The organism is Ihubacter sp. rT4E-8 (genome assembly GCF_049852125.1).
In the GTDB taxonomy this organism is placed as follows: Bacteria; Bacillota; Clostridia; order Peptostreptococcales; family Anaerovoracaceae; genus Senimuribacter.
Map to the genome: position 1 here is coordinate 2,369,138 of NZ_CP187532.1, position 22,476 is coordinate 2,391,613.

Annotated in this window: 22 protein-coding genes; 4 read left to right on the forward strand and 18 right to left on the reverse strand. The window is 45.1% G+C overall.

What is annotated here, in order from left to right:
- Positions 1–85: 85 nt before the first annotated feature.
- The gene (locus ACPW7J_RS11735) at positions 86–790 is read right to left on the reverse strand and encodes a B3/B4 domain-containing protein (protein WP_425755296.1); all 705 of its coding nucleotides are present in this window, start codon (positions 788–790) and stop codon (positions 86–88) included.
- A 218-nt stretch (positions 791–1,008) separates the two neighbouring features.
- A complete protein-coding gene (locus ACPW7J_RS11740) occupies positions 1,009–1,167 on the reverse strand; it encodes a rubredoxin (protein ID WP_161874162.1) in 159 nt (52 codons plus the stop codon).
- Positions 1,168–1,326: 159 nt separating this feature from the next.
- On the opposite strand from ACPW7J_RS11740, the gene ACPW7J_RS11745 reads away from it, so the two are divergent.
- On the forward strand, positions 1,327–2,514 hold the full coding sequence (locus ACPW7J_RS11745; protein ID WP_425755297.1) for an amidohydrolase family protein: 1,188 nt from the start codon (positions 1,327–1,329) through the stop codon (positions 2,512–2,514).
- A gap of 83 nt (positions 2,515–2,597) precedes the next feature.
- Here the strand turns inward: ACPW7J_RS11745 and ACPW7J_RS11750 are convergent, their stop codons facing one another.
- Genes ACPW7J_RS11750 through ACPW7J_RS11760 form a run of 3 tightly spaced genes read right to left on the reverse strand, consistent with a single transcriptional unit; the run spans position 2,598 to position 4,764 of the window.
- The gene (locus ACPW7J_RS11750) at positions 2,598–3,515 is read right to left on the reverse strand and encodes a S66 peptidase family protein (protein ID WP_425755298.1); all 918 of its coding nucleotides are present in this window, start codon (positions 3,513–3,515) and stop codon (positions 2,598–2,600) included.
- Positions 3,516–3,537: 22 nt separating this feature from the next.
- A complete protein-coding gene (locus ACPW7J_RS11755; RefSeq protein ID WP_202623916.1) occupies positions 3,538–4,077 on the reverse strand; it encodes a nucleoside recognition domain-containing protein in 540 nt (179 codons plus the stop codon).
- The gene (locus ACPW7J_RS11760) at positions 4,078–4,764 is read right to left on the reverse strand and encodes a nucleoside recognition domain-containing protein (RefSeq protein ID WP_161874165.1); all 687 of its coding nucleotides are present in this window, start codon (positions 4,762–4,764) and stop codon (positions 4,078–4,080) included.
- Between the two features lie 364 nt (positions 4,765–5,128).
- Between ACPW7J_RS11760 and ACPW7J_RS11765 the strand changes: the two genes are divergently transcribed.
- Positions 5,129–5,731 (forward strand): hypothetical protein, encoded by a 603-nt coding sequence (locus tag ACPW7J_RS11765; protein ID WP_161874166.1) that lies wholly within the window; start codon positions 5,129–5,131, stop codon positions 5,729–5,731.
- A gap of 44 nt (positions 5,732–5,775) precedes the next feature.
- On the forward strand, positions 5,776–6,240 hold the full coding sequence (locus ACPW7J_RS11770) for a hypothetical protein (protein ID WP_161874167.1): 465 nt from the start codon (positions 5,776–5,778) through the stop codon (positions 6,238–6,240).
- Positions 6,241–6,358: 118 nt separating this feature from the next.
- Here the strand turns inward: ACPW7J_RS11770 and ACPW7J_RS11775 are convergent, their stop codons facing one another.
- The gene (locus ACPW7J_RS11775) at positions 6,359–7,309 is read right to left on the reverse strand and encodes a dipeptidase (RefSeq protein ID WP_425755299.1); all 951 of its coding nucleotides are present in this window, start codon (positions 7,307–7,309) and stop codon (positions 6,359–6,361) included.
- A 155-nt stretch (positions 7,310–7,464) separates the two neighbouring features.
- Here ACPW7J_RS11775 and ACPW7J_RS11780 point away from each other — a divergent pair, with 155 nt between their 5' ends.
- On the forward strand, positions 7,465–8,604 hold the full coding sequence (locus ACPW7J_RS11780) for an aldo/keto reductase (protein WP_424960033.1): 1,140 nt from the start codon (positions 7,465–7,467) through the stop codon (positions 8,602–8,604).
- Positions 8,605–8,697: 93 nt separating this feature from the next.
- On the opposite strand, the gene feoB is transcribed toward ACPW7J_RS11780, so the two are convergent.
- From feoB to ACPW7J_RS11840, 12 genes are all read right to left on the reverse strand, one after another.
- Positions 8,698–11,064 carry a ferrous iron transport protein B gene (feoB, locus tag ACPW7J_RS11785; RefSeq protein ID WP_425755300.1) on the reverse strand — a complete coding sequence of 789 codons (2,367 nt, stop codon included), beginning with the start codon at positions 11,062–11,064 and terminating at the stop codon, positions 8,698–8,700.
- Positions 11,065–11,223: 159 nt separating this feature from the next.
- Positions 11,224–13,839 carry an immunity protein Imm33 domain-containing protein gene (locus ACPW7J_RS11790; protein WP_425755301.1) on the reverse strand — a complete coding sequence of 872 codons (2,616 nt, stop codon included), beginning with the start codon at positions 13,837–13,839 and terminating at the stop codon, positions 11,224–11,226.
- A gap of 123 nt (positions 13,840–13,962) precedes the next feature.
- Positions 13,963–15,273 (reverse strand): replication-associated recombination protein A, encoded by a 1,311-nt coding sequence (locus ACPW7J_RS11795; protein ID WP_202623919.1) that lies wholly within the window; start codon positions 15,271–15,273, stop codon positions 13,963–13,965.
- Positions 15,274–15,294: 21 nt separating this feature from the next.
- On the reverse strand, positions 15,295–16,089 hold the full coding sequence (locus ACPW7J_RS11800; protein ID WP_425755302.1) for an SDR family NAD(P)-dependent oxidoreductase: 795 nt from the start codon (positions 16,087–16,089) through the stop codon (positions 15,295–15,297).
- A gap of 340 nt (positions 16,090–16,429) precedes the next feature.
- Complete coding sequence (locus ACPW7J_RS11805) at positions 16,430–17,215, reverse strand: hypothetical protein (protein WP_425755303.1); 786 nt, start codon at positions 17,213–17,215, stop codon at positions 16,430–16,432.
- Entirely contained in the window at positions 17,202–17,342 is a 141-nt protein-coding gene (locus ACPW7J_RS11810; RefSeq protein ID WP_425755304.1) for a hypothetical protein, read from the reverse strand. Before ACPW7J_RS11810 ends, ACPW7J_RS11805 begins: the two co-directional genes overlap by 14 nt.
- Positions 17,343–17,359: 17 nt before the next feature.
- Positions 17,360–18,379 (reverse strand): type I glyceraldehyde-3-phosphate dehydrogenase, encoded by a 1,020-nt coding sequence (gene gap, locus ACPW7J_RS11815; protein ID WP_161874176.1) that lies wholly within the window; start codon positions 18,377–18,379, stop codon positions 17,360–17,362.
- A gap of 188 nt (positions 18,380–18,567) precedes the next feature.
- The gene (locus tag ACPW7J_RS11820) at positions 18,568–18,780 is read right to left on the reverse strand and encodes a hypothetical protein (protein ID WP_161874177.1); all 213 of its coding nucleotides are present in this window, start codon (positions 18,778–18,780) and stop codon (positions 18,568–18,570) included.
- A 126-nt stretch (positions 18,781–18,906) separates the two neighbouring features.
- A complete protein-coding gene (locus ACPW7J_RS11825; RefSeq protein WP_425755305.1) occupies positions 18,907–19,551 on the reverse strand; it encodes a GDSL-type esterase/lipase family protein in 645 nt (214 codons plus the stop codon).
- Positions 19,548–20,390 carry a hypothetical protein gene (locus ACPW7J_RS11830; RefSeq protein ID WP_425755306.1) on the reverse strand — a complete coding sequence of 281 codons (843 nt, stop codon included), beginning with the start codon at positions 20,388–20,390 and terminating at the stop codon, positions 19,548–19,550. The genes ACPW7J_RS11825 and ACPW7J_RS11830 overlap by 4 nt, the downstream gene beginning before the upstream one ends.
- A 121-nt stretch (positions 20,391–20,511) precedes the next feature.
- Positions 20,512–21,546, reverse strand: a complete 1,035-nt coding sequence (gene mutY, locus ACPW7J_RS11835; RefSeq protein WP_425755307.1) for an A/G-specific adenine glycosylase — start codon at positions 21,544–21,546, stop codon at positions 20,512–20,514.
- A gap of 5 nt (positions 21,547–21,551) precedes the next feature.
- Positions 21,552–22,475 (reverse strand): SufB/SufD family protein, encoded by a 924-nt coding sequence (locus ACPW7J_RS11840; protein ID WP_425755308.1) that lies wholly within the window; start codon positions 22,473–22,475, stop codon positions 21,552–21,554.
- Position 22,476 lies beyond the last annotated feature (1 nt).

Consider the following 22,476-nt stretch of genomic DNA (forward strand, 5'->3'; position numbering starts at 1 on the left):
TTGTAAACCCCAAGATTTTACGAGACAGCTAGTTCATCTAAAAACGGGGTACACGTCACGCATACCCCGTCCTGATACCAATACATTATTCAGCATCAAAAATTCGGTTGTCCTTATGGATAAATCCAACCTTTGCTTCTACTCCAAAATACTTCTGCGCCAACTCCGCCAGTTCAGCAGCAGCTTTCTCTACTTCCTCCTTATTCAAGTTGATAAAGCCGTCGATCGGAAACAACACATCTCTGGTTTGTTCTGTTATTTTGCCGATCTCACTCTGCCTCCAGGTCCAACGACGAGTTCTCACCTGATGGTCAGAAACATAAACAACTTCCTTATCCTCAGGTTTTTCCATCTCACCGTTGCCAAAAGGAATAAAGGTATCCTCCGCATCAGCGAAACGAACTTCTAATGCCTCGTCAATGGTCTCCATATCATGAGCCCCAATGGGCAAATGATATTTTATAGACACCGCATTGCCCAAATCCACCACAGCGTTGATATGTGGAAATCCTTTTCCCTTTGCTATCCGATCAAGTAACGCTTCAATAGAGCACATATACCGGTTAGGATTAATGCCGATAGCACGAAAAGCCTCTCGATACGGTACAATATCATCTGCATTTTTCACTTTAATTCCTTCAAAGTCCTTCTCGCACTGCTGAATATTCATCTGCAGCATTTCTTCCAATTCCGCGACCTCTTTAGTATTGTCCATCCCTCTGACTGCGACAACACCAAAAAACGCGTTCGGCAACAAATCGAATACTTCTTTTGCAATTTCAAATTTCATAAGCTTGTCTCCTTTACATCTTGTTTTCTGCTTTTGCCCTAATTACCTCCCGGCGAACCGTCCGATCCCTCGCAGCAGGAGGCCGAAACCCTGTAAAGCATATTTAGACACCTCTTACTAACATATTATTTTATCACATGACAGCGCTAAAGCATAGCTTTTTTTCCTCTATGATAAAAAACTCTGCGATAAAATGAATTTCTCGCAGAGTTTACAGGTTATTCAGCTTTGGAAAACATGTCTTTGCCAACGCCGCACAGGTCGCATGCAAAGTCATCCGGAAGATCTTCAAACTTTGTTCCCGGCTCAATACCCTTTTCCGGCCAGCCAGCAGCCTCATCATATTCCCAGCCACAAGCGTCGCATACGTATTTCATTTTGCTTCCTCCTTTCACTATCCATATATTCCTATTATACCCCAAAATCTTCAATAATCAACAGAGTATTATAGGTCTCTGTCCTTAGAAATATCAAAATCTGGACAAGTCCTTGTTTCTATAGTAAAATGAAAAAAATAATTTTTTTGGAGGCTAAATATGTTAGTATTGAAAAATGCTCGCTTAATTCCGGAGCTGACAGAGAATTTTGATGAAAAATACGCAGACGTAGTCATCGACGGTGAATTGATTCAGGAAATCAAGCCTGCAAACAGCGTTTCCATACCAGAAGCGCAGGTCATAGACTTAGAGGGAAAAACTTTGATGCCGGGTCTGATCGAAGGCCATCTGCATCTGGATCTTTGTGGCAAAAACACCTTTGAGGAAAATGTCGAATCAGACTCTTACCGTATTATGCGCTGTCTGCGTCTAGCACAGGACAATTTAAAAAAAGGCTATACTACTGTTCGTGACGTTGGTGATAGAAATAACATCACCATCGGACTGGCCAAAGCAGTCAATGAAGGCATGATCATGGGCCCGGATATTCTGACCAGCGGCATCATCATCTCGCCTACAGAAATGGGCAATGAATTCTTTGGCACTATGTATACGGAAGCAGATTCCCCTGCAGAATTCACAAAAGCCGTCCGCCGCCAATACCAGCTGGGCGCAGACTGGATCAAAATCATGGGAACCGGCGCCGTCATGAATCCCGGAGGAGAACCAGGCATGCCGATTATTTACGAGGAGGAACTTCAAGCCGCCTGCAGAGCCGCAGACTATGTAGGTCTTCCCGTCGCTGTGCACTGTCACGGTACAGAGGCAATCAAAATGTGCATCCGTTGCGGCGTAAGAACAGTGGAACACTCCTCGATCATGGACGACGAATGTATCGAGATGTACAAAAAGTCGGACAGATCTTTCCCGATGCCAACGATGTCTCCTATGATTAACTTCTTAGAATTTCCGGAAGGAAAGCCAAAGCATTACATCGAAAAAGCGGAACGGCTCACCGATACGCTGATAAAAGGCGTTCGCGCCTATAAGGAAAATAACATTAAAATCGGTTGGGCAACAGACGCGGGCGTATATGAAGGAAGTCACGGCAACGGAATTTACGAATTCCGCGCCAGAGTAAACCTGGCCGGATTTACTCCGCTGGAAACTCTGATTCAGGCAACAAAAAATAATGCGGAAATCCTGATGATTGACGATAAGGTCGGTACAGTAAAATGCGGAAAACGTGCAAATCTCGTAGTCTTTGACGGAAATCCTGACGAAGACATCGAAGTTCTTGAAAATGTATCTATGGTACTGAAAGCCGGAAAAATCGTTCAGTTATAATAACTAAAAACAGAACCCCGATGAGTTAACGCTCATCGGGGTTCTGCTCCTTTTCAGGAGATTTATCAATAAGGAAAAATGTTTTATCTCTCTACCTTAAATTTGATAGTTTTAGTCTCTGTATCCATTTGGCATACTGCGCCCATAGGCAATGTAATCATTGGAAAATCGTGACCGGACTGGATGTTGTACATGACAGGAATATCCATATCGCCAATAGCGTCCAAAATGACTCTGGTCATATCAAATCCTTCCTCACCCACATCACAGCGAGCAAACTGACCCAGCACAATACCCTTTACCTCGTCTAAAAGACCGGCGTTCTTCAACTGATAAACATGTCTATCCAAATTACCGATGTGTTCGCCAATTTCCTCGATAAACAAAATCTTTCCTTTTGTATCGATTTCATACGGTGTTCCCACAGAAGCACACAGCACAGTTAAGTTGCCTCCTGTCATTTCACCTTCGCCATATCCCTCTCTCGCCACGCCAATCGGCATGCCTTTTGGAGCGAAATATGTATATTCATCTTCTGCGGTTAAGCTCTCAAAGAAAGCCTGTTTTGTTTCTTCATCAAACTTGTCTACCACATTGGAAGAAATCATTGGCCCATGGAACGTAACTAAATCACATTCCTGTCCAAAGAGAAGATGGAGACTGGTGATATCGCTGTAACCCTGAAAAATCTTCGGGTTGTTTCTAACAACATCCAAGTCAATATACGGGATAATGCGGTTCGCGCCGTCACCACCGCGTATACAGAAAATCGCTTCCACTTCAGGATCCGCAAACATCCTATTGATCCACTCGCCTCTCAGTTTTTCTTCACCGGCCATATAACCGCCTTTAGATGCCGAAATGTTGTCCGCTTTTTTTACACGGAAACCCAATGATGTCATAACCTTACAGCATTCTTCCTGCCGTTCTTCTGATATAGGAGAGCTGGGACTCACCAGACCGATTACAGCTCCTGCCCTTAACTTCTCAGGATATCTCATGATAAATTCACCTCTTTATTTATTAATATGCCCACATAATGTTGACAACTACAGCTGACATGATCAAAGAGAACAGGTCGCCCAGAAGACCTGCAAACGGCGCCTGTCTCGCGTTGGTGATTCCTACAGCCCCAAAGTATACAGCCAGTACATAAAACGTTGTCTCTGTAGAACCCATTGCCACTGACGCGATACGACCGATCTGTGACTGTGTTCCGTAATTTGTCAGCAGGTCAGCAAGCAAACCTTGCGCAGCGCCGCCAGACAGAGAACGCATGATACCCATCGGAAGCACTTCACCCGGCAATCCGATTAAAGAAGTTACAGGATCCAGAATGGATACCAGATAATCCATAGCGCCGGATGCGCGGAACATTCCGATAGCGCACAGCATTGCAACCAGATACGGAATAATCATAACGCCGGTGGAGAAACCTTCCTTAGCGCCTTCTGTAAAGGAACTGTATACAGGAAGTTTTCTAACGAATAAAGCATATATAGTCACGCCCATAACCAATACAGGAATGGCATATAACGAAATGAAGTTTAATACAGCTGTCAATTAAATCGCCTCCTTTGTATCTACGGTTAATGGATCATCACCGATGTAGTCCTCGTTGATCTGAAGACGGCCGGCAGCTCTATCCTTTTCTACCAGATAATCGTAGCGGAAGATCTTCAGTTTTCCAAGAAGCTTAGTAGAAATGATGCATACGATAGCCGCTACAAGCGTTGTCAGGATAACAGGTCCTACGATTTCAGCAGCGCCGGCTGTTTCTACAGCGCTTCTCGTTGCAATGATGTTGGAAGGAATCAAGCAGATAGAACCCGTAGAAATCGCCATAACCATGCACTGGTCATCTGTGGCGATGTTCTTTGTCTTGTTCAATGTCTGCAGTTCCTGCATTGCCTTGATACCCATAGGCGTACAAGCATTACCCAATCCCAGAATACTTGCGGCCATGTACATAACGATGGCGGAGTTTGCAGGATGATCCTTAGGCACGTTCGGGAACATCAATTTCAAGATTGGAGAAAGCAGTCTGCCCAGCTTTTCGCAAAGGCCTGCGTCATCCATAACCTTCATCAGCCCGCAGAAGAATGCCATAGAACCAATGAGTCCAATTGCCAGTTCAACAGAAGTATCTGCAAATGCAAACAGATTATCCTGTACCTCCTGGATTGTGCCGGTAGCGATTCCGGCAATTACTGCGATAGCAATCAATACTACCCAGATATAATTCATCATAAAAAATCACCTCCATATCCATGATCATAATTGATGAATTGAAAATAGATTACAGCACATGTTAAATGCAAATCCCGTGCCAAACAAATCCACAGTAAAAAGCAATGCACTTTTTTACAAAATTGATGCAGTTGCCGTCTATATTTATCTATAATCATCTAATATTGCCCCCCCCCCCCCGTAATTGGATGAAATGTGTTTTATCTTGTTTACTCCCTATTTTTCGATCCATTTTTACCCATTTTTATCCCCGCTCAGAATACTTTGACATAAATTTTCTGGTTGTACCTCCGTACAAAGTGTGCTATACTTAGTTTTAAAACTTATCGCCTAACGTCTTATCACAGGACAGGAGTGTACAAAGATGAAAAAAATACCATATACTTTCAGCACGAAATCAAAACAGATTTTCTACTTCGTCATCATGTTTTATTTTCTGCTGAGACTAACCGTTATCGTTGAAATGAAGCTTTTCCAAGTAGAAGGATACATAGTTTATCTAAGTCTGACCCTGCTGTATTACGCTGTAATCTTCGCCGCCGTCACGTTCATCTTCTTCGGCTACAAATTCTTCTCTACGATATATGATGACAATGCTGTGACTTATCAAAATCATATTTTACGCAGATCCCGCACTATCCAATTGTCTGAAATTCATTTTGCCAGACTGGACACATGGGGAATTCATTTGTTCCGCGAAGAAACGCCAAATTCCAACAGCAAGCCGGCTCTGACCATTCCTTTTTTTCGTATGGGCGTCATTCGAGCAATTCCCGTCAACGACTTTTTCGAATTGCTTATCGCGCAGCCACAAATCAAAATCGAAAAGAAGTTTAAAGTTCTGCCAGGGTATACAAAAAAATGGCAATTTATATCCATCCTATACGCGTTTCTGGCCATATGCATGCTGCTGGTCTGCATGACACCGTTATATACCGTCATCGTACTCTATCAAAGCTTTGCATAATTCTTGCATAATTTAAATCGTATAAGGAGGTTTACAATAAAGTTATGAACAAAAAATTTCCAATGACCAATTATCGTGGTCTGACCTACATCATCATTCTAACCTGTATCCTACTGGGAGCTACCAGTCTTTGTACAGTTTTTCTATTTTCCGGCCGCGGCATCCTGTGGTTTATTCCGGCAGTCATATGCTTTTTTCTGCTCATCATCGACATCATGGGACTGCTTACCGTAATCTCTATCGGCATTGACTTAAAAGACGATGTAGTCTGGCTTCCCGATCCTAATATGCCCAGACGTTCCATTCCCGCCTTTAATCTTGATCAGTTAGAGGATATCCATCTGGAAAATCAGAACGGAGAAATTGTTTCCATGGAATCGGATAATTATGCAGGCTGCCGAATCATCTTCTCATTAAAAGATGACGAGTCACAACAATACTATCCAATGATTTTAAATAAAAGGCAGTACAAAAATCTCTACAACGGCTTAATGTCCGCACGCCGTTAACATTCTTGTTTCATTACAGCGAAAAACCCCGGCATTCCGCATTTTGCGGCGCGCCGGGGTTTTTCTCATAGATTAAGAAAGAAGGTAACGATGCGGGGCTGGACCCCGTTTATCTTCACTATTTTCCAAATACATCCTTCATAACACGCATTGCGTTTTGCGTGCAGATTTTGTCAATTTCATCATCAGTAAATACTGTCTGCATATGTTCCAGAATACGAATATACCCTTCATAGTTTTTGATCTCCCCTGCATCATCAATGCCGTCGAAATCCGATCCCAGTCCAACACTTTCAATGCCCGCTTTGGATACCATGTACTGCATATGTTCAATTACCTGACTGATTTCTGCATATTCAGAATCATCCTTCAGGAAAAACGGCGCGAAATTAACGCCAACCATGCCGCCCTTGTTCCCCAGTGTCCGCAACTGCTGATCCGTTAAATTACGACGGTGTCCGCAAAGCGCTCTGGCACAGGAATGGCTGGCGACAAACGGCACTTTACTATGCTGGGCAACATCATAAAATCCGCCCTCTGACATGTGCGAAACGTCAATAATCATGCCCAGTCGATTCATCATTTCAACAGCCTCAATCCCCATCGGTTTCAAACCCAGATTATGCTCCTTCACGTTATCACTGGAAGGATAACCCAAAGAGTTTTCAAAATTCCACAGCAAAGTAATCAGTCTGACCCCCTTGTCATAGACCTCCTGAATACGCTCTATATGATCCTCAACAAACACACCGTCTTCAATCGTCAAAACAGAAGACATCTTTCCCTCAGCCTGATTGCGCAGAATATCCTCACAGCAATATGCCGGTCTGATAACGTCTGCATTTTGCTCCATCTGCTTCAAATACAGCTGATACATCTCCTCAAACAGACTGTACGGTCCATTTTCATCTATCTCTGGACGCATCAGATAAATAGCGAAAAATTGAGCCAATGCGTCAGCCTTTTTCATCATTTTCAAATTAAGATGTCCTTCTCTATCATAAAGGTTTTCTTCTCTGTTGTAATAATGGCTCATGATCGTATCACAATGCATGTCAATAATTTTCATGTTCTTACTCCTTCCGCAGTTTCTTTTACAATACAACTATGCAAATTTCGTGCCACGCTATACAGTTTCCGTCCACAAAATTCTCCTGTGAGATCCTTGCCACCGCCCTTCCCCGCATGCTATACTATACTTATCAAAATCATCAGGAGGAATCAATGGAATACACAACATTTCAGGAAATGAAAATATCCCGACTCGGATTCGGTACTATGCGTCTGCCTATGGACAGCGCGGGAAACATCGACTATGCCGCCGGTCAGGAAATGATCGACTACGCTTTGGCAAACGGAATCAATTATATCGATACTGCGTACAAATACCACGACGGCGAATCAGAAAACTTTGTCGGCGCGGCGATCGAAAAACATCCCCGTCACACCTTCTATCTGGCTGATAAACTGCCTACCTGGCTGTGCAGCTCCGCCGAAGATGTATCAGCAATTCTTACAGAACAGCTAAAAAAATGCCGTACCGATTATTTCGATTTCTATCTGCTGCACAATATAGACGAGGACAGCTATCCTGACATCGAAAAACTGCACATGTTCGATTTGCTTCAAAAAGAAATCAAAGCGGGCCGTATTCGTCATCTTGGCGCGTCCTTCCATTGCCAACCGGATCTTCTGCGCCAAATTCTCACGGACCATGGAGACGATTTGGAATTTATTCAGCTGCAGCTGAATTACTTTGACTGGGAATATCAAGATGCAAAGGTTCTTCACGATATCGCCGTAGAGTTTAACAAGCCGATTATCGTCATGGAACCAATCCGCGGCGGTATGCTCGCCAAGCCTATGAGTAAAGATGCCTGCGATATTTTGGACTCTGCTGGAACCGGTGCAAGCTATCCGTCCTATGCTCTGCGTTTTGTCGATCAGCTGCATAACGTGTGCTGCACCTTGTCAGGTATGTCCACGCTGTCGCAGATGAAAGAAAACATCGAAATATTCAATGGTCCTTCTCTCTCTGACGCGGAAAATGCCGCTATCAATCAGGCAGTCAAAGCGCTCCGCGCCGATATTCTGATTCCTTGCACCGGCTGCAACTATTGTTCTGAATGTCCTTCCGGTATCAAAATCCCAAAGATTTTCAATCTATACAACGAGGCCGCCGTCAAAGGATTCCATTGGATTTGGGGTTCTCTGTCCGATCTGTACGAAAAAGCAGGTCCTAACGCTCAGGATTGTATCAGCTGCGGTAACTGCGAATCCCACTGTCCGCAAAAAATCAACGTCATTGAAAAGCTAAAAGAAATAGACGCTAAATACAAAAAGTTAAAGGAACTAGGCGAATAATCTGCCAGTTCGAAACATAAACCCCGAACTAAAAAACAGAGACAACTCCGATCATATCAAAATCCGGAACGGTCTCTGTTTTACTTTCGTCTGTTAAAATCCCAGCAGGACGCCTGCTCCATGTACCACAAAGGCCACTATCCAGGCAATCACACACTGCAGCAATACTACAACCAGCGCCCATTTACCGCCCAACTCTCTCTTTACCGCGGAAACAGCCGCTACGCAAGGCGTATACAACAGCGTAAAGACCAGAAATACTACAGCTGTAAACGGCGTAAACATGGCCTGCAGCAGTGATGTGTCTCCGCCCAGAAGTACGGTCATTGTGCTGACTACACTTTCTTTTGCTGTGAATCCGGTAATCAGCGCCGTAGAAACACGCCAGTCTCCAAATCCCAGAGGCGCAAATACCGGCGCGATAAATCCTCCCAGCAACGCCAAAATACTGTCATGAGAATCACTGACAACATTCAAATGGGTGCTGAAGGTCTGTAAAAACCAGATGATAATCGTGGCCACGAATATCACCGTAAATGCTCTGGTAATAAAATCCTTCGCTTTATCCCAGATCAGCCGGCCAACACTTTTCAGGCCCGGAAACCTGTAGTTGGGCAATTCCATAACGAAGGGAACTGGCTCTCCCTTAAATTTTGTTCTGTCTAAAAGTATCGCAAAAAGTATGGCTGTGATAATACCTGTAAAGTATAATGCAATTATCACAATCGCTCCATGGCCAGGGAAAAAGGCAGCCGTCAGCAATCCATAAACCGGCAGCTTCGCAGAACAGCTCATAAACGGCGTAAGAAGAATCGTCATCTTTCTATCTCTCTCCGAGGGCAGCGTTCTGGTCGCCATGATAGCAGGAACCGTACAGCCAAAGCCAATGATCATCGGCACGAAGCTTCTTCCTGAAAGACCCAGCTTTCGCAGCAGCTTATCCATAACAAAAGCCACTCGGGCCATATAACCGCTGTCCTCCAAAAACGAAAGAAAGAAAAACAGTGTGACAATCGTCGGTAAAAAGCTGAGAACGCTTCCTACGCCGGCAAAAACGCCGTCGATGATCAAAGAATGAATCACATCGTTGACCTGCGCCGCAGAAAGTCCCTTGTCGCAAAGCACAGTAAGCCAGTCGATACCCTTCTCCATCAGATCTGACAGCCATGGTCCAATAAGACCGAAAGTCAGCCAGAAAATCAAAGCCATGATGCCCGCAAAACTGGGAATCGCTGTAAATTTTCCAGTCAAAAGCTTATCCATAGCCTGACTTCGCAAATGCTCTCTGCTTTCTCCAGGTCGAACAACCGTAGCGCTGCACACTCTGTCAATAAAAGTGAACCGCATGTTTGCCAGAGCAGCGTTACGATCCATACCGCTTTCTCTTTCCATTTGTACGATAATGTGTTCTAAAAGCTCCTTCTCATTTTGATCCAGCTTCAGCTTCTCCAAAATCAGCTGATCTCCCTCTATCAGCTTACTCGCCGCAAATCTGACAGGAATATCCGCCGCCTTCGCATGATCCTCTATCATATGCATAATGGAATGGATCGCTCTGTGTAAAGCGCCGCCATCGCTTCCTTCTGCGTCACAAAAATCCATCCGCCCAGGACATTCCTGGTATTTAGCTACGTGCACCGCGTGATCTACTAGTTCTTCAATTCCTTCGTTTCGCGAAGCGGAAATCGGAATAACTGGAATTCCCAAAGTCGCCTCTAATTCATTGATATGTATGGTTCCACCGTTGTCTCTGACTTCATCCATCATATTCAACGCCAGAACCATGGGAATATTCAGGTCAATCAATTGCAATGTCAGATACAGATTTCTCTCTATATTCGTAGCGTCAACAATGTTAATAATGCCCTTTGGTTTATTTTCCAGAAAAAACTCTCTGGTTACAATTTCCTCGTTGGTATATGGCGACATAGAGTAGATCCCCGGTAAATCTGTCACCAGCGTGTCTTTAAACCGTCGGATCTGCCCATCCTTCCGATCTACTGTAACCCCGGGAAAGTTTCCGACATGTTGATTAGAACCAGTCAGCTGATTGAACAATGTGGTTTTCCCACAATTCTGATTGCCTGCTAATCCAAAGGTCAGCAGCGTTCCTTCCGGCAACTCGCCGCCTTTACTTTCTACATGATACTTACCCATTTCACCAAGACCCGGGTGCTCCGCATGCGGACACTGAAGTAATTCAGATATTTCTTCTGCCGCGGACGAATTATCCTCCGTCACTTTAACAACCTGAATTTTCTCAGCGTCGGCCAGACGCAAGGTCAACTCATAACCCCAAACTCTATATTCAATCGGGTCGCCCATAGGCGCCGCCTTCATAAATGTAATACTTTTTCCCGGAATCAATCCCATATCAAGAAAGTGCTGGCGCAAGGAGCCGCTTCCGCCGATAGAGATAATTCGGGCGCTTTCACCCTTTTTTAGTTCTGACAGTGTCATCGTCATTCCTCCTAAGACTACTTCTTCCTGTCTATTGTACCAAGCTTGTACGTTAGTGTCAACTAACGTACTTGTCTTTCCTTCATGCCATGAAAAAAAATCCCTCCCGGATGCCGTGCACCCGGACAGGGACAAAAAGTTTCGACAGACGCTCTTTGCTTATAAAGAGAAGTCCTGACTGCCGTCATCGCTATAGACCAGAGCATAAGCCGCGTCCATAGGCATTTTCACTGCAATTTTCAACCCGCTGCGGACTATCTCGTTTTGCAGCGCTCTTAATATGGTCTGCACCGCCATATTTCCGTCGACTACGATGCAATACAAGTTCAGAACAGAGCGTCCTGAGCCATCCAGGGAAGGGCCGACTTCCCAGCCGTCTACGATACCCAGTCCGGTCCATCCTAAGGTTTCATTCAGCAGGTTTTCTGACGTTTCTCTCAGTCGCTCGTCTGCAGGAGGCAGAATCGGCATTTCCCCTTCCTTTAGCGCAACTGGCGCAATCGGATACTGAACCACCAGCCAGAAAAAATCTTCTTCCGGCCACTCATCATAGCCGTCTTCATAATAGGCCTTTAGAAATCCTGTCAAATAATCCTGCCAACCATCAGCAGCATCCAGACGGCACTCTGTTACTTCTCCGGTATCGCCCAGAACTCCGATGTGCTCTGTAACGATATCATCGTCGATCCAAACCTCTGCATAATGAATCTCATCTCCGTCCTGCTTATATAATTTAATCATACCCGGCAGACCGTTGCTTTGCTCATCGATAGGATCATAGGATTCGTCTAAATCTCTTTCTTCTCCGTCTGCTTCCACTACAGTCTGCAGAATACGTTGGCCTTCCTCATCCTCATAGGTCAACATTACGGTAATGCCGTCCCAGGACACAGTCGCGAGACGAAGCGCATAGGTAACGCCTTCCTTGAATCTGTGCATCTTTGCTTTCTGACGAACAAGTTCTCTGCACGATACTAACCACTCCGGATCCAGCTTAGAGACAGCAGCCTGATTCATACAAAAGACCATTTCAACCTCATATCCATCGGCATCCATCGTAAAGGAACAAAACGGCGCGTCCGCTTCCCAGTCTATTGGTTGAAAGATTTGTTGAAATTCATTCAAACCATCCTCGTTAAGGCAAATTCCCCTGATAGCCGCTCGTTTGGAAAGCTCATCAGGATTTAATCCATCCTGCAAATCCTGATCCGCCTCTGCGTCAATATAGTGAAATTCCATTTCCTCCAAGCTTCTCCCTGCCTCAATCTCCTGGCGTAAGGTCAGGAATTCGTAATCTCCAGGTTCAAGAGAGAGTCCCCTTTCTACTGCCGCTAACGCTCCTTCCTTATCTCCAAAATGGCAGCGCAGCTTTGCTGCCTGCAGCCAGATCCATGGATAATCTGGTTCTTCTAAAACACCTCTTTCCGCATAATCCAACGCGTCTCGTAATCTGCCACAATAGACCAGCGCCACTGAATATCTGTAATACCAGGCGCCGCACCCGCGGGCATATTTCTCCGAATACGGCATCCACTGCACTGTGGAATAATACCATCGATATTCATCCAAATTGTTATATGCATAGGAATACCACAAAGCGATCTGCAAATCCTCTCTGGCCTGCCGTTCTGTAAACCGCCCCTCTCGAACGCCTGTCTGAATAAACTCATCTAAATAGGCTGCCATCCTCCCAAAATATCCATCAGCCTCATCAACGCAATCCTCGAGAAACTGAATTTCTGCCGGGCCTAATAAGCTTTTCTGTTCCGGCATCTGCCCTTTTTCCCAGTTCCTAAGCCGTACCAGCTCGCCGTTCTGATTTCTCTCAAAGGCAGTACCATAAGGAGAATTTAAAATCGGGAGAACCTCCATATCGTAATTGCAAATCGCATTGAGCGTATAGATAGACGTGCAGTCCGGATCATCCATATAGGCGTCGCTTTCATCTCCTGCCATAAAACGCCAGCCGCTGTCCCAGTCTTTACAATTTTCTTCCGGTTCTTCTCTGTAACAATATCCTACCGGCATACCGTCCACTGTAATTCGGTCTGTAGCCAGACACCCTTCTACCCCTGGCCAGTCGGTTAGCAAACATTCCATTTCCTCCGGTTTAATGGCATATACCTTTTCTCTGCTGATGCACACGTTCTTTCTATTCAAATCTACCGGCATAATACAGATTTCCTCCGGATCACATTCAAAAAGGCGCAGAAGCTCATCAGCGCTGTTAGCGCATTTATAGTCCACTTCCTCTCTATAAAGCGGTACCATATCATAAAAGTTAACCTCATCGCCATTCGGTAACCTGCAAACGCGTTTTTCATGTCCGCCCGGGTCTAAATTCAAAAGAATCATTCCGGCAAAACCCGTATTCTCAGCAAAAGGCAATTGCCCGGGATTAGATACAGTATGCCCCCACCCCAGCCAGGAATCCTCTTCAATAGGTAATCTTGCCAATATCTTCAACCAGCGAATGGGCCAATACCACCGTTCATCTTCACTGTCTATCTTCCAGTCAGACGGCAGCGATATAGCCAGTTCTGCCCGTTCCAACTGCATTCCAGCAAGTTCTCCAGGAATATTCATGCGATGCGCTCCCATACCCAAAGTAACCAGGGTATAGTAATTCCTTTCGGGTACAGGCGGAATCACACAAATATCCACATGAATATCCGGCGATACCACCTCATGAAACACACTTTCGAACATTCCGTAAGTATTTTCTATGTATGCCTGGACAAGGTCTAATTCTCTTTCAGTATAGAATTCCGTCATTGATTCTCTCCCATTTTAACAAATTGTGATATCTTAACCTTCATTCTATCACAGATCAAATCACAAAACAGTAAAATACAAAAAATAAATCGAGTAATTATTTCCAACAGTCCACTCCTGCCATCATCGCTTTTTCTTCCATTCTTTAATTTGGATAAGTCTTTCTTTTACCAACTTTTCGCGGCCCTGGGTCGTCGGCTGATAATAAGCTCTGTCTGTCAGAGAATCGGGCAGGCAGGTCATAGCAGTCAACTTTTCCTGTTCGTCATGGGCATACTGATATCCTTTACCATACCCCAGATCCTTCATCAGCGAGGTCGGCGCATTACACAAGTGAAGCGGTACCGGCTCGGCCGGCATTCTTTTTATGTCCTTCTTGCAATCCTCACAGGCCCGATAGACGGCATTGGATTTGGCTGCCATAGACAAATAAACTACAGCATGTGTCAAGTGAACGTCACACTCCGGCATCCCCAGAAAGTGGCAAGCCTGATACGCCGCTACAGCTATCTGCAACGCCTGCGAATCCGCCATACCTACATCCTCACTGGCAAAACGCACTAATCTCCGTGCAATATACAGCGGATCTTCCCCTCCGTCCAACATACGGCAAAGCCAATACACTGCCGCGTCAGGATCACTGTTGCGCATAGATTTATGGAGCGCTGAGATCAGGTTATAGTGTTCTTCACCGCTCTTATCATATAGAAGCGATCTCCTGTTCATACACTGAGCCAATACTTCATCATCGATCAAAATGCTTCCGTCTTCCTGCGCCTTTCCATTCAAAACTGCCATCTCTAAGGTATTAAGCGCAGTTCTGGCGTCTCCATTTGCAAAGCGTGCCACGGCCTCCAGTTGTCCTTTATGAATATGCAGCTCCGTTTTTCCGAAACCCTTTGGACTTGCAATAGCATTATGAAGCATCTGCAGCAAGTCTTCCTCCCCCAGCGCTTTCATGACAAAAACTTTGCACCGGGACAAAAGCGCTGAGTTAATTTCAAATGACGGATTTTCCGTAGTAGCTCCAACTAAAATAACACTCCCCTTTTCCACAAAAGGTAAAAAGGCATCCTGCTGCGCCTTATTGAAACGATGAATCTCGTCGGCAAAAAGTACCGTTCTCAAACCCATTCGACGATTTTCCTCAGCCTCCTGCATAACAGTTTTAATTTCTTTAATACCACTAGTTACAGCGCTGAATTCCACAAAACGAGATTTGGTCTTCTTTGCGATAATTCTCGCCAGGGTCGTCTTCCCCACGCCCGGCGGACCCCAGAAGATCATAGAGGATACTTGATCCCGTTCAATAAGCATGCGTAAAATTTTACCTTCCCCAATCAAGTGCTGCTGTCCAACAAATTCTTCCAGTCCATCGGGACGCAAACGGCTGGCAAGCGGCATATTTTCTTCCCGGTTATCGAATATTGTCATCTGTTCCACTGTTTACTCCTCCTATCCGTATATCTTCGCAAGAATTTGAAGCATAATACCGGTCGGCAGAATTCTATATAAGAAGTTTAACATTTCATTCCCTACACCAACAATTTTATGCGGCGGCAGCTTGCGCCGCGATAAAAGAGCGCATACAACACGGGCAACATCCTCAGGACGCATCCCCTCCTGCTCGGAATGCTCCATCTTGGAAACAGAGGCCTCAATGCGCCCGCCATAGACATCGTCCCCCACCCATGTTTTTACTCTATTATCTGTAAATTCAGTCTTAACATCATTGAGCATAATAGTACAAGTCTCAACACTAAACGGCTTCAGTTCAATACCCATCGCGTCACTTATCACATTGACAGCCGCTTTACTGGCCGAATAGAAACTCTGAAACGGCAAAGGAAAAATAGCAGCCAACGAAGAAATAAAGATGATTTTCCCATTTTGCTGATGTCGCATAATCTGCGCCGCCTGTCTAGCGCAAGCTATCGTCCCAAAAACATTGACCTCCATTTGCCTACGGTAATCTCTTTCCGATGTGAATTCAAATGCACCGGAGATTCCTATGCCCGCGTTCAGAACGCAGACATCCAATCTCCCACCCAAACGTTTAATTGCCTGATAAAATCCTTCTTCTATTGAATTTGCATCTGTTACATCACAGGGAATCCATTTTTCCACCGGAAGCTGTCCCTGACTCCTGCTAAGACCACAAACCTCATATCCCTGTTCCACCAGCTGTTGAAAAACAGCTAGGCCAATACCCTTTGAAGCGCCAATTACAATTGCATATCTCTGATTCATATAGCCCCCTATCAGTAAAATTCTTTTTCTTTATTGTAACACGTGTCAATGTACTGCACAATTGAACAGTTAAGGGAATTTGAGAAAATTGACGAATTCCCTTAAAATAGTGTTCTGTCGTTTTAGGGTTTTCGGCGAAATCAACTGATTCCCTTAAAATAGTTCTCTGCCGTTTTAAGGTTTTCGGCGAAATTAACTGATTCCCTTAAAATAGCTCTCTGCCGTTTTAAGGTTTTCGGCGAAATTAACTGATTCCCTTAAAATAGTTCTCTGCCGTTTTAGGGTTTTCGGCGAAATCAACCAATTCCCTTAAAACTATCTCGGTCTCACTACGATTAATTCACAAAAAATAATTTTCTATCATCTCGTCGATCAGCTTTGTATCTATATTTCCATCCAAATCTTCAAATGTAAAGAAAACATCTTTCCATGGCAAATAACCATTCCGAATATACATTTGCAATTTCCATGTAAAACTTGTGCAATATTGATCATTCCCCATCATACCGCAGTGTTCCAAAAGCTTAAATCGATTTTCACTGCAAACGGCAATTTTGAAATCCGGCGCGATGATTTTTCCGGATAAGGCCAATTCTTCCTCATAATGATATGGGATATTTTTTGTAAAAAGCATGTTAGCTATTAGAACCTCTGATTTGGAGCGTACCATATCTCCCTTGATCGTTCGGTGTTTAAGTCCTTCAGGATTTCTGCCAGAGCGAACATACTGGCTTCTTTCCCATTTGTCGCTGTCTGTACAATTTATTGCGACGGAATTCAGCACATTCTCAGGCTTATAGGCTTTCGGTAAACGCTTAATCAAATCATCGCCGTAGGGAGAACTATATTTCTTCACATAATCCTTCATTAGCTTGATATCCTTATCTAAGATCAGAATAGATTTTTCAAGAAGATATCTTTTCTGTATGCCCTGTACTACAGGCATTTGACCTCGTCCCAAATAGGCTCTCTTTCCATCAAGGGACAATGTATAGTATCTGTTTCCGTTAATATCGCCTGCTTCCAGGTGTCCCTCAGGCAAGCCATCCAATTCTTCAAAATATTTTTGTCTCATTTCCTGAAATCTCAATAGTTCTCTCTGTACATAATCTCTACTGTTTCTCAATTTTATCACCTCTCTTTCCAATTCTTACATTTTTTGCTATAAAAGTCAAGTTATTCTTCTTTGTCACAAACAAAAACGACAAATCTCCCAAAACCAGGAAGGCCTTTGCCGTTTTATATTTTCTCATATTAAATCTGAACCTCTCTACATTAACTGACCCATGTGCTTCAGCGTTCTGATCAGCTGACAAGTGTAACTCATCTCGTTATCGTACCACGCTACAACTCTGACCTCGTAAATCTTTGTCCCACAGCGTTGAGCTAATGTCTGTGTAGCATCAAACAATGAACCATAGCTCATACCGATAATGTCGCTGGACACCAGTTCTTCTTCTGAATACCCAAACGATTGATTTGCCGCCGCTTTCATAGCAGCATTGATTCCCTCTACCGATACTGATTCTGTCTCATCCTTCAGGGTCGCGTCCAAAATCGTAATAGATCCGGATGGAACGGGTACTCTCTGTGCCGATCCGATTAGCTTACCGTCTAATTCCGGTATAACAAGACCGATTGCCTTCGCTGCTCCGGTACTGTTAGGAACAATATTAATGGCTCCCGCACGTGCACGGCGGAAATCCCCCTTCCTATGCGGCCCATCCAGAATCATCTGATCGCCGGTATAGGCGTGAATGGTGGTCATAAAGCCAGTTCTCAATTCGCGATATCCATTAAGCGCCTTTGCCATCGGAGCCAGACAATTAGTTGTACAGCTAGCGCCGGAAACGATTAAATCCTCTTTTCGCAACGTCTCATGATTTACTCCATAAACGATCGTCGGCATATCGTTACCTCCTGGCGCAGAAATCAATACCTTTTTTGCGCCGGCAGCCAGATGTGCGTCCGCCTTATCTTTTTTCGTAAAAAAACCTGTACACTCTAACACAATATCAACATTTAACGCTTTCCACGGCAGCTTTGCCGGATCAGGCTCTGAAAAAATAGGGATCTCACGTTCTCCCACGATCAAAGTATTTTCGCCGCAACACACCTTGTGATCGCGATAGGCGCCCTGCACACTGTCATATTTCAACAGATAGCTCAGCATTTCCGGATTAGTCAGATCGTTGATGGCTACAATCTCAAAATCCGAATCGTCAAATATTCTACGAAAAGCCAAACGGCCAATCCGTCCAAACCCATTGATAGCTATTTTTATGCTCATAATACTCCTCCTCTATATTGCAATCGTATATTTTGGAAAGGACACGTCCTCCAATTTGTCAGTTATGATGATCCCTTCTTTCATATTAGCATAATTTTATGCAAAGTCAAACAAACTTACTTAAAATCATCTCCAATAAAACAAAAGTATATCGCATTAGTTCACCTAATCCGATATACCCTTGTCTCTCATCGTTTTCTCGGTAATGCAAAGAGCATCACCACAATGGATATGGTCATTGCCGCCAGCAATATACAAAGCGCCGGCAGCAGGAAGGCGCTTTCTGCCGCCGCCTTACTCATGCCCAGAACTGTCAGGCAAATCAGACCTGCCAGACTGCTTCCAAGAAATACGGCCAACGCCCCTGACGCGATTTTCCCATTACCCCGCATTTTCTTCATCTCCCCAATCCCTTTTGTATTTCAAATTATATCAGCTCACGATATCGCTTGCCATAGGCCGTCCTTACGACGGCCTTACAAAACTGTAAGCTTATTATATCTTCCCGGGGAAAAAAGATACCCGTTTTATATTTTATTTTCCAACCAGGCTGCAAATGCGCGTCCCAGCTTTTGATGATTCTCCACATCCAGATGTAATCCATCCACATCCCCCGGACGCGCGTACTGCGAGGCGTCAAAGTACAGGAAGCCGCAGCGCTGCGCCTCGTCTGCAAAAGCCTGACGGAAACCCTTTGATACCTCAATAGACGACAGCGCAAACTCACAGCCAAAGGGTCCCTCGGTTAGTTCTCCTCCGATCTGAACCGGCGCAATGAGAGTATATTCACAGGACTTATCAGGATATTTGCTGAGAGTTACTTCTCTGGCCTTCTCTAAAACACGAGCAGCATTGCGCGCCACGATTTGTGCTGTCATACCTGGAAGCTTTAAGTCATTCGTTCCCAGCATAACGCAAATCATATCCAACGGCAGGTGGCTTCGTACGCACGCCTCGATATATGCAAGGCCATTTCTAAACGACATTCCAGGTTCATCAAAGCATGTCAGGCGGCCGTTTAATCCTTCCTCTAAAAGATCGGCCTTCCCGGCGATGAAACGCTGGCACACGCCAGTCCACCGTTCATCCGGTTCGTAACGAAGACCGTTGTCGACACGAAAACCATGGGTATTAGAATCCCCATAGATCAAGATTTTCTTCTTCCCCATCATATTTCTCCATCCAACGCTTTTTTCAGATATTTGATCAGACTGTCCTGACTTTCTATCATCCTGCTCACCAGAAAAAAGGCCACAGGACATTCATCTTTTCCATCTCTGGCCATGACACAGGCAGGACACTGTATGATGCCGTAGCGGTCAGCTTTGCTGCTAAAACTCCACATGACATCGTAGGTTTCATCCTGACTGTAGTCAAGTACCGTATCGATTTGCCCCGCATTGGTATCATCAATATATATATCCTCAAGCAGCGCCTCCATTTTTTCAGAAGGCAGCTGTACTCCCGTCAACTTCCGATCCTGACAGGCATAAAATGACCACATATACCATTCTTCCTCATCCCCGTCAAACCAGCCGCCTGATTCTTCCAACATATCATATTGATTTTCCTTCGTATCTTCAGCAGCCTCTATGCCCTGATAACCGGCAAGCAGCGTAATTTGTCCCAAATTCTCAGCAGACTTGGTTCCATCATCCCAGGTGATATTCGCCGTCTTAATAACTGTATCTCTTTTAACCCCCTTAGACAGATTTACTCGTATCGTTACAACGCCGTATTTTTCAAAGGTTCTGTCTTCCTCTGCTTCCAGTTCAAAGGATATACCGGAAAGTTCAGGAAATTCAATGCGTTTAATCTCTTTCCATTCATCATAGATATAGGAAAAGCAAAATGTATTTTCTTCACAATAGCTGAGCTGCTTAACCAGCACCGGTTGTTCCAAATCCGGTCCCGGCGTAATAGTGAGTATATCGCAGCCCGACAGAATCACTGCTACCGCAATCAATACAGCCAGCGCTGCCGTCCTATAGCTCATCTTTGCTCTTTTCATAACTGTACATCCCCCTATAAAATAATAGCTGTTTTCTCAACGATTTCTTCCAAAGATATCTTCGGCCAATTATAGTATACAGGAGGCGTTCTTCCTTTTCAAATTAAGAAATTCTTACAGTTTACTCCAGGAAATACCGGAATGCAGAAGGTAAAGGGATGTCTTTCTTTAACTGATCTCTATTCGCCCAGATAAAGCGGCAGTCTTCGCATTCCACTGTCATATAGTAGGCCTGCATCTCCCACTCCACGTGGGTAAACACATGAGTATAATCCACCCTGCGCTGCAAATCGCGCGGACAGACGCCCCACAGCTCTGCCTGACGGACAGCATCTGCCGCATCCATAGCTTCATCCACATTAGGAAACTGATACATTCCCGCAAGCAGTCCTGTATCCGGCCGCTGCTCCACAGCGAGTTTATCTCCACACTGAAACAGAAATACCGTCTTCTGCACCTTTTTTCGCTGCTTCTTCTCTCTCTTTACAGGATAGAGCAGCGCCGTACCATTTTCCGCAGCCTTGCAGTATTGCGAAACAGGACAGCTTCCGCATCTCGGCTGTCCCGCCGGCACGCAAATCAGCGCGCCCAATTCGATCAGACCCTGAGTAAAATCTCCGCAGTCCTCGCTGGGATACAGTTCTTGCAGTTCCAGGGACACTTTTTTCTTCATAACAGTTCCTTTGACATCACCAGCATCCTCATTGAGACGGCTGTACACTCTGAGAACATTGCCGTCTACGGCCGCAACTCTTTGATCAAAGCAAATGGACGCAATGGCTCCCGCCGTATAGTCTCCAATGCCGGGTAAACTACGCAGTCCTTCATAATCGTATGGAAAAACGCCGCCGTGCTCCTCTTTTACAGCCACGGCGGCCTTATGCATATTTCGAACTCGATTGTAATAACCCAAGCCCTGCCACAGCTTCAGCAGCGTTTGTTCCTCCGCTTCCGCCAGCGCCTGAACATCGGGCAGAGCCTTCATAAAACGAATATAATACTCCCTCACAGCCTCAACTCTGGTCTGCTGCAGCATGATTTCAGATACCCACACGTGGTAGGGATCTTTATCCTGCCGCCAAGGCAAGTCCCTCCTGTTCTGACGATACCAACCGGTCAGGGCTGACGTGAAGGTCTGATCTATCGCCTTTGTCATCTTCTCTATCCCCTCAAAAATCCGTCTATAATCTGTTTTTCTGCTTCTTCTTCGCTGAGGCCCAGGGTCTGCAGCTTCAATATTTGTTCTCCTGCCACTTTGCCTATGGCTGCCTCATGGATCAATGAAGCGTCCAGATGTCCCGCAAACAGTTCCGGCGCCGCGTTAACCTTACCCTGTCCCACCAGGATAGCGTCACACTCTGAATGACCAGTGCACCGGTTGTTGCCTTTAATCCTGGAATGATACTCCTGATAGGAATGATCCTTCGCAACAGAACGCGAAATCAAATCTACAGCACAGTCCTCTCCGTCCATATCCACGTCAAAATCTGTCTTAGCATACTCCTCGCCTGAGGTCTGAATGCTTTCGTGAATAATCAATTTAGCTCTATCGCCCAGACGTCCGGTGGTGGTCCTTGTAGAGTGATCCACGCCTCCCAGCTGAATCGTATTCATTTCCAGCACAGCATCCTCGGCCAGATCCACTTCAGTTACCGGATCAATTCGCTTCTGACCACTTCCTTCTCCTGTACCGAGATGTTTTTCCTCATATAATACGCGAGCGCCTTTTTTCAGATGAAAGCTGTGTATACCGTTATGTGCCGCCTCGCCGTCATCGTCCGTATGAACGCCGCAGCCCGCGATAATTGTCACATCAGCATCTTCGCCTACATGAAAGTCATTATAAACCAGATCGCTAACACTGCCGCGAGTAACACACGCGGGAATGAATACTTTTTCTCCTTTGGTTCCGGCCTTAATGTAAATATCCAATCCGCTGCCATCAACTTTCCCCTCGATCAAAATATTGTCGGTAGACTGTCTGCCTGCGCAGCCGCCATTTTCACGAATATTATACGCGCCTGTATAGCCGCCCTCGGTGTACTCTGATACAGCCTTCAGCAGCTCCATCGTCAGCTTGTCCATG

Excerpts from the sequence above, each read along its gene's own strand:
- ACPW7J_RS11735 (WP_425755296.1), bottom strand. The coding sequence starts at position 790 with ATGAAATTTGAAATTGCAAAAGAAGTATTCGATTTGTTGCCGAACGCG.
- ACPW7J_RS11740 (WP_161874162.1), bottom strand. The coding sequence starts at position 1,167 with ATGAAATACGTATGCGACGCTTGTGGCTGGGAATATGATGAGGCTGCT.
- ACPW7J_RS11745 (WP_425755297.1), top strand. The coding sequence starts at position 1,327 with ATGTTAGTATTGAAAAATGCTCGCTTAATTCCGGAGCTGACAGAGAAT.
- ACPW7J_RS11750 (WP_425755298.1), bottom strand. The coding sequence starts at position 3,515 with ATGAGATATCCTGAGAAGTTAAGGGCAGGAGCTGTAATCGGTCTGGTG.
- ACPW7J_RS11760 (WP_161874165.1), bottom strand. The coding sequence starts at position 4,764 with ATGATGAATTATATCTGGGTAGTATTGATTGCTATCGCAGTAATTGCC.
- ACPW7J_RS11765 (WP_161874166.1), top strand. The coding sequence starts at position 5,129 with ATGAAAAAAATACCATATACTTTCAGCACGAAATCAAAACAGATTTTC.
- ACPW7J_RS11770 (WP_161874167.1), top strand. The coding sequence starts at position 5,776 with ATGAACAAAAAATTTCCAATGACCAATTATCGTGGTCTGACCTACATC.
- ACPW7J_RS11775 (WP_425755299.1), bottom strand. The coding sequence starts at position 7,309 with ATGAAAATTATTGACATGCATTGTGATACGATCATGAGCCATTATTAC.
- ACPW7J_RS11780 (WP_424960033.1), top strand. The coding sequence starts at position 7,465 with ATGGAATACACAACATTTCAGGAAATGAAAATATCCCGACTCGGATTC.
- feoB (WP_425755300.1), bottom strand. The coding sequence starts at position 11,064 with ATGACACTGTCAGAACTAAAAAAGGGTGAAAGCGCCCGAATTATCTCT.
- ACPW7J_RS11790 (WP_425755301.1), bottom strand. The coding sequence starts at position 13,839 with ATGACGGAATTCTATACTGAAAGAGAATTAGACCTTGTCCAGGCATAC.
- ACPW7J_RS11795 (WP_202623919.1), bottom strand. The coding sequence starts at position 15,273 with ATGACAATATTCGATAACCGGGAAGAAAATATGCCGCTTGCCAGCCGT.
- ACPW7J_RS11800 (WP_425755302.1), bottom strand. The coding sequence starts at position 16,089 with ATGAATCAGAGATATGCAATTGTAATTGGCGCTTCAAAGGGTATTGGC.
- ACPW7J_RS11810 (WP_425755304.1), bottom strand. The coding sequence starts at position 17,342 with ATGAGAAAATATAAAACGGCAAAGGCCTTCCTGGTTTTGGGAGATTTG.
- gap (WP_161874176.1), bottom strand. The coding sequence starts at position 18,379 with ATGAGCATAAAAATAGCTATCAATGGGTTTGGACGGATTGGCCGTTTG.
- ACPW7J_RS11820 (WP_161874177.1), bottom strand. The coding sequence starts at position 18,780 with ATGAAGAAAATGCGGGGTAATGGGAAAATCGCGTCAGGGGCGTTGGCC.
- ACPW7J_RS11825 (WP_425755305.1), bottom strand. The coding sequence starts at position 19,551 with ATGATGGGGAAGAAGAAAATCTTGATCTATGGGGATTCTAATACCCAT.
- ACPW7J_RS11830 (WP_425755306.1), bottom strand. The coding sequence starts at position 20,390 with ATGAAAAGAGCAAAGATGAGCTATAGGACGGCAGCGCTGGCTGTATTG.
- mutY (WP_425755307.1), bottom strand. The coding sequence starts at position 21,546 with ATGACAAAGGCGATAGATCAGACCTTCACGTCAGCCCTGACCGGTTGG.
- ACPW7J_RS11840 (WP_425755308.1), bottom strand. The coding sequence starts at position 22,475 with ATGGACAAGCTGACGATGGAGCTGCTGAAGGCTGTATCAGAGTACACC.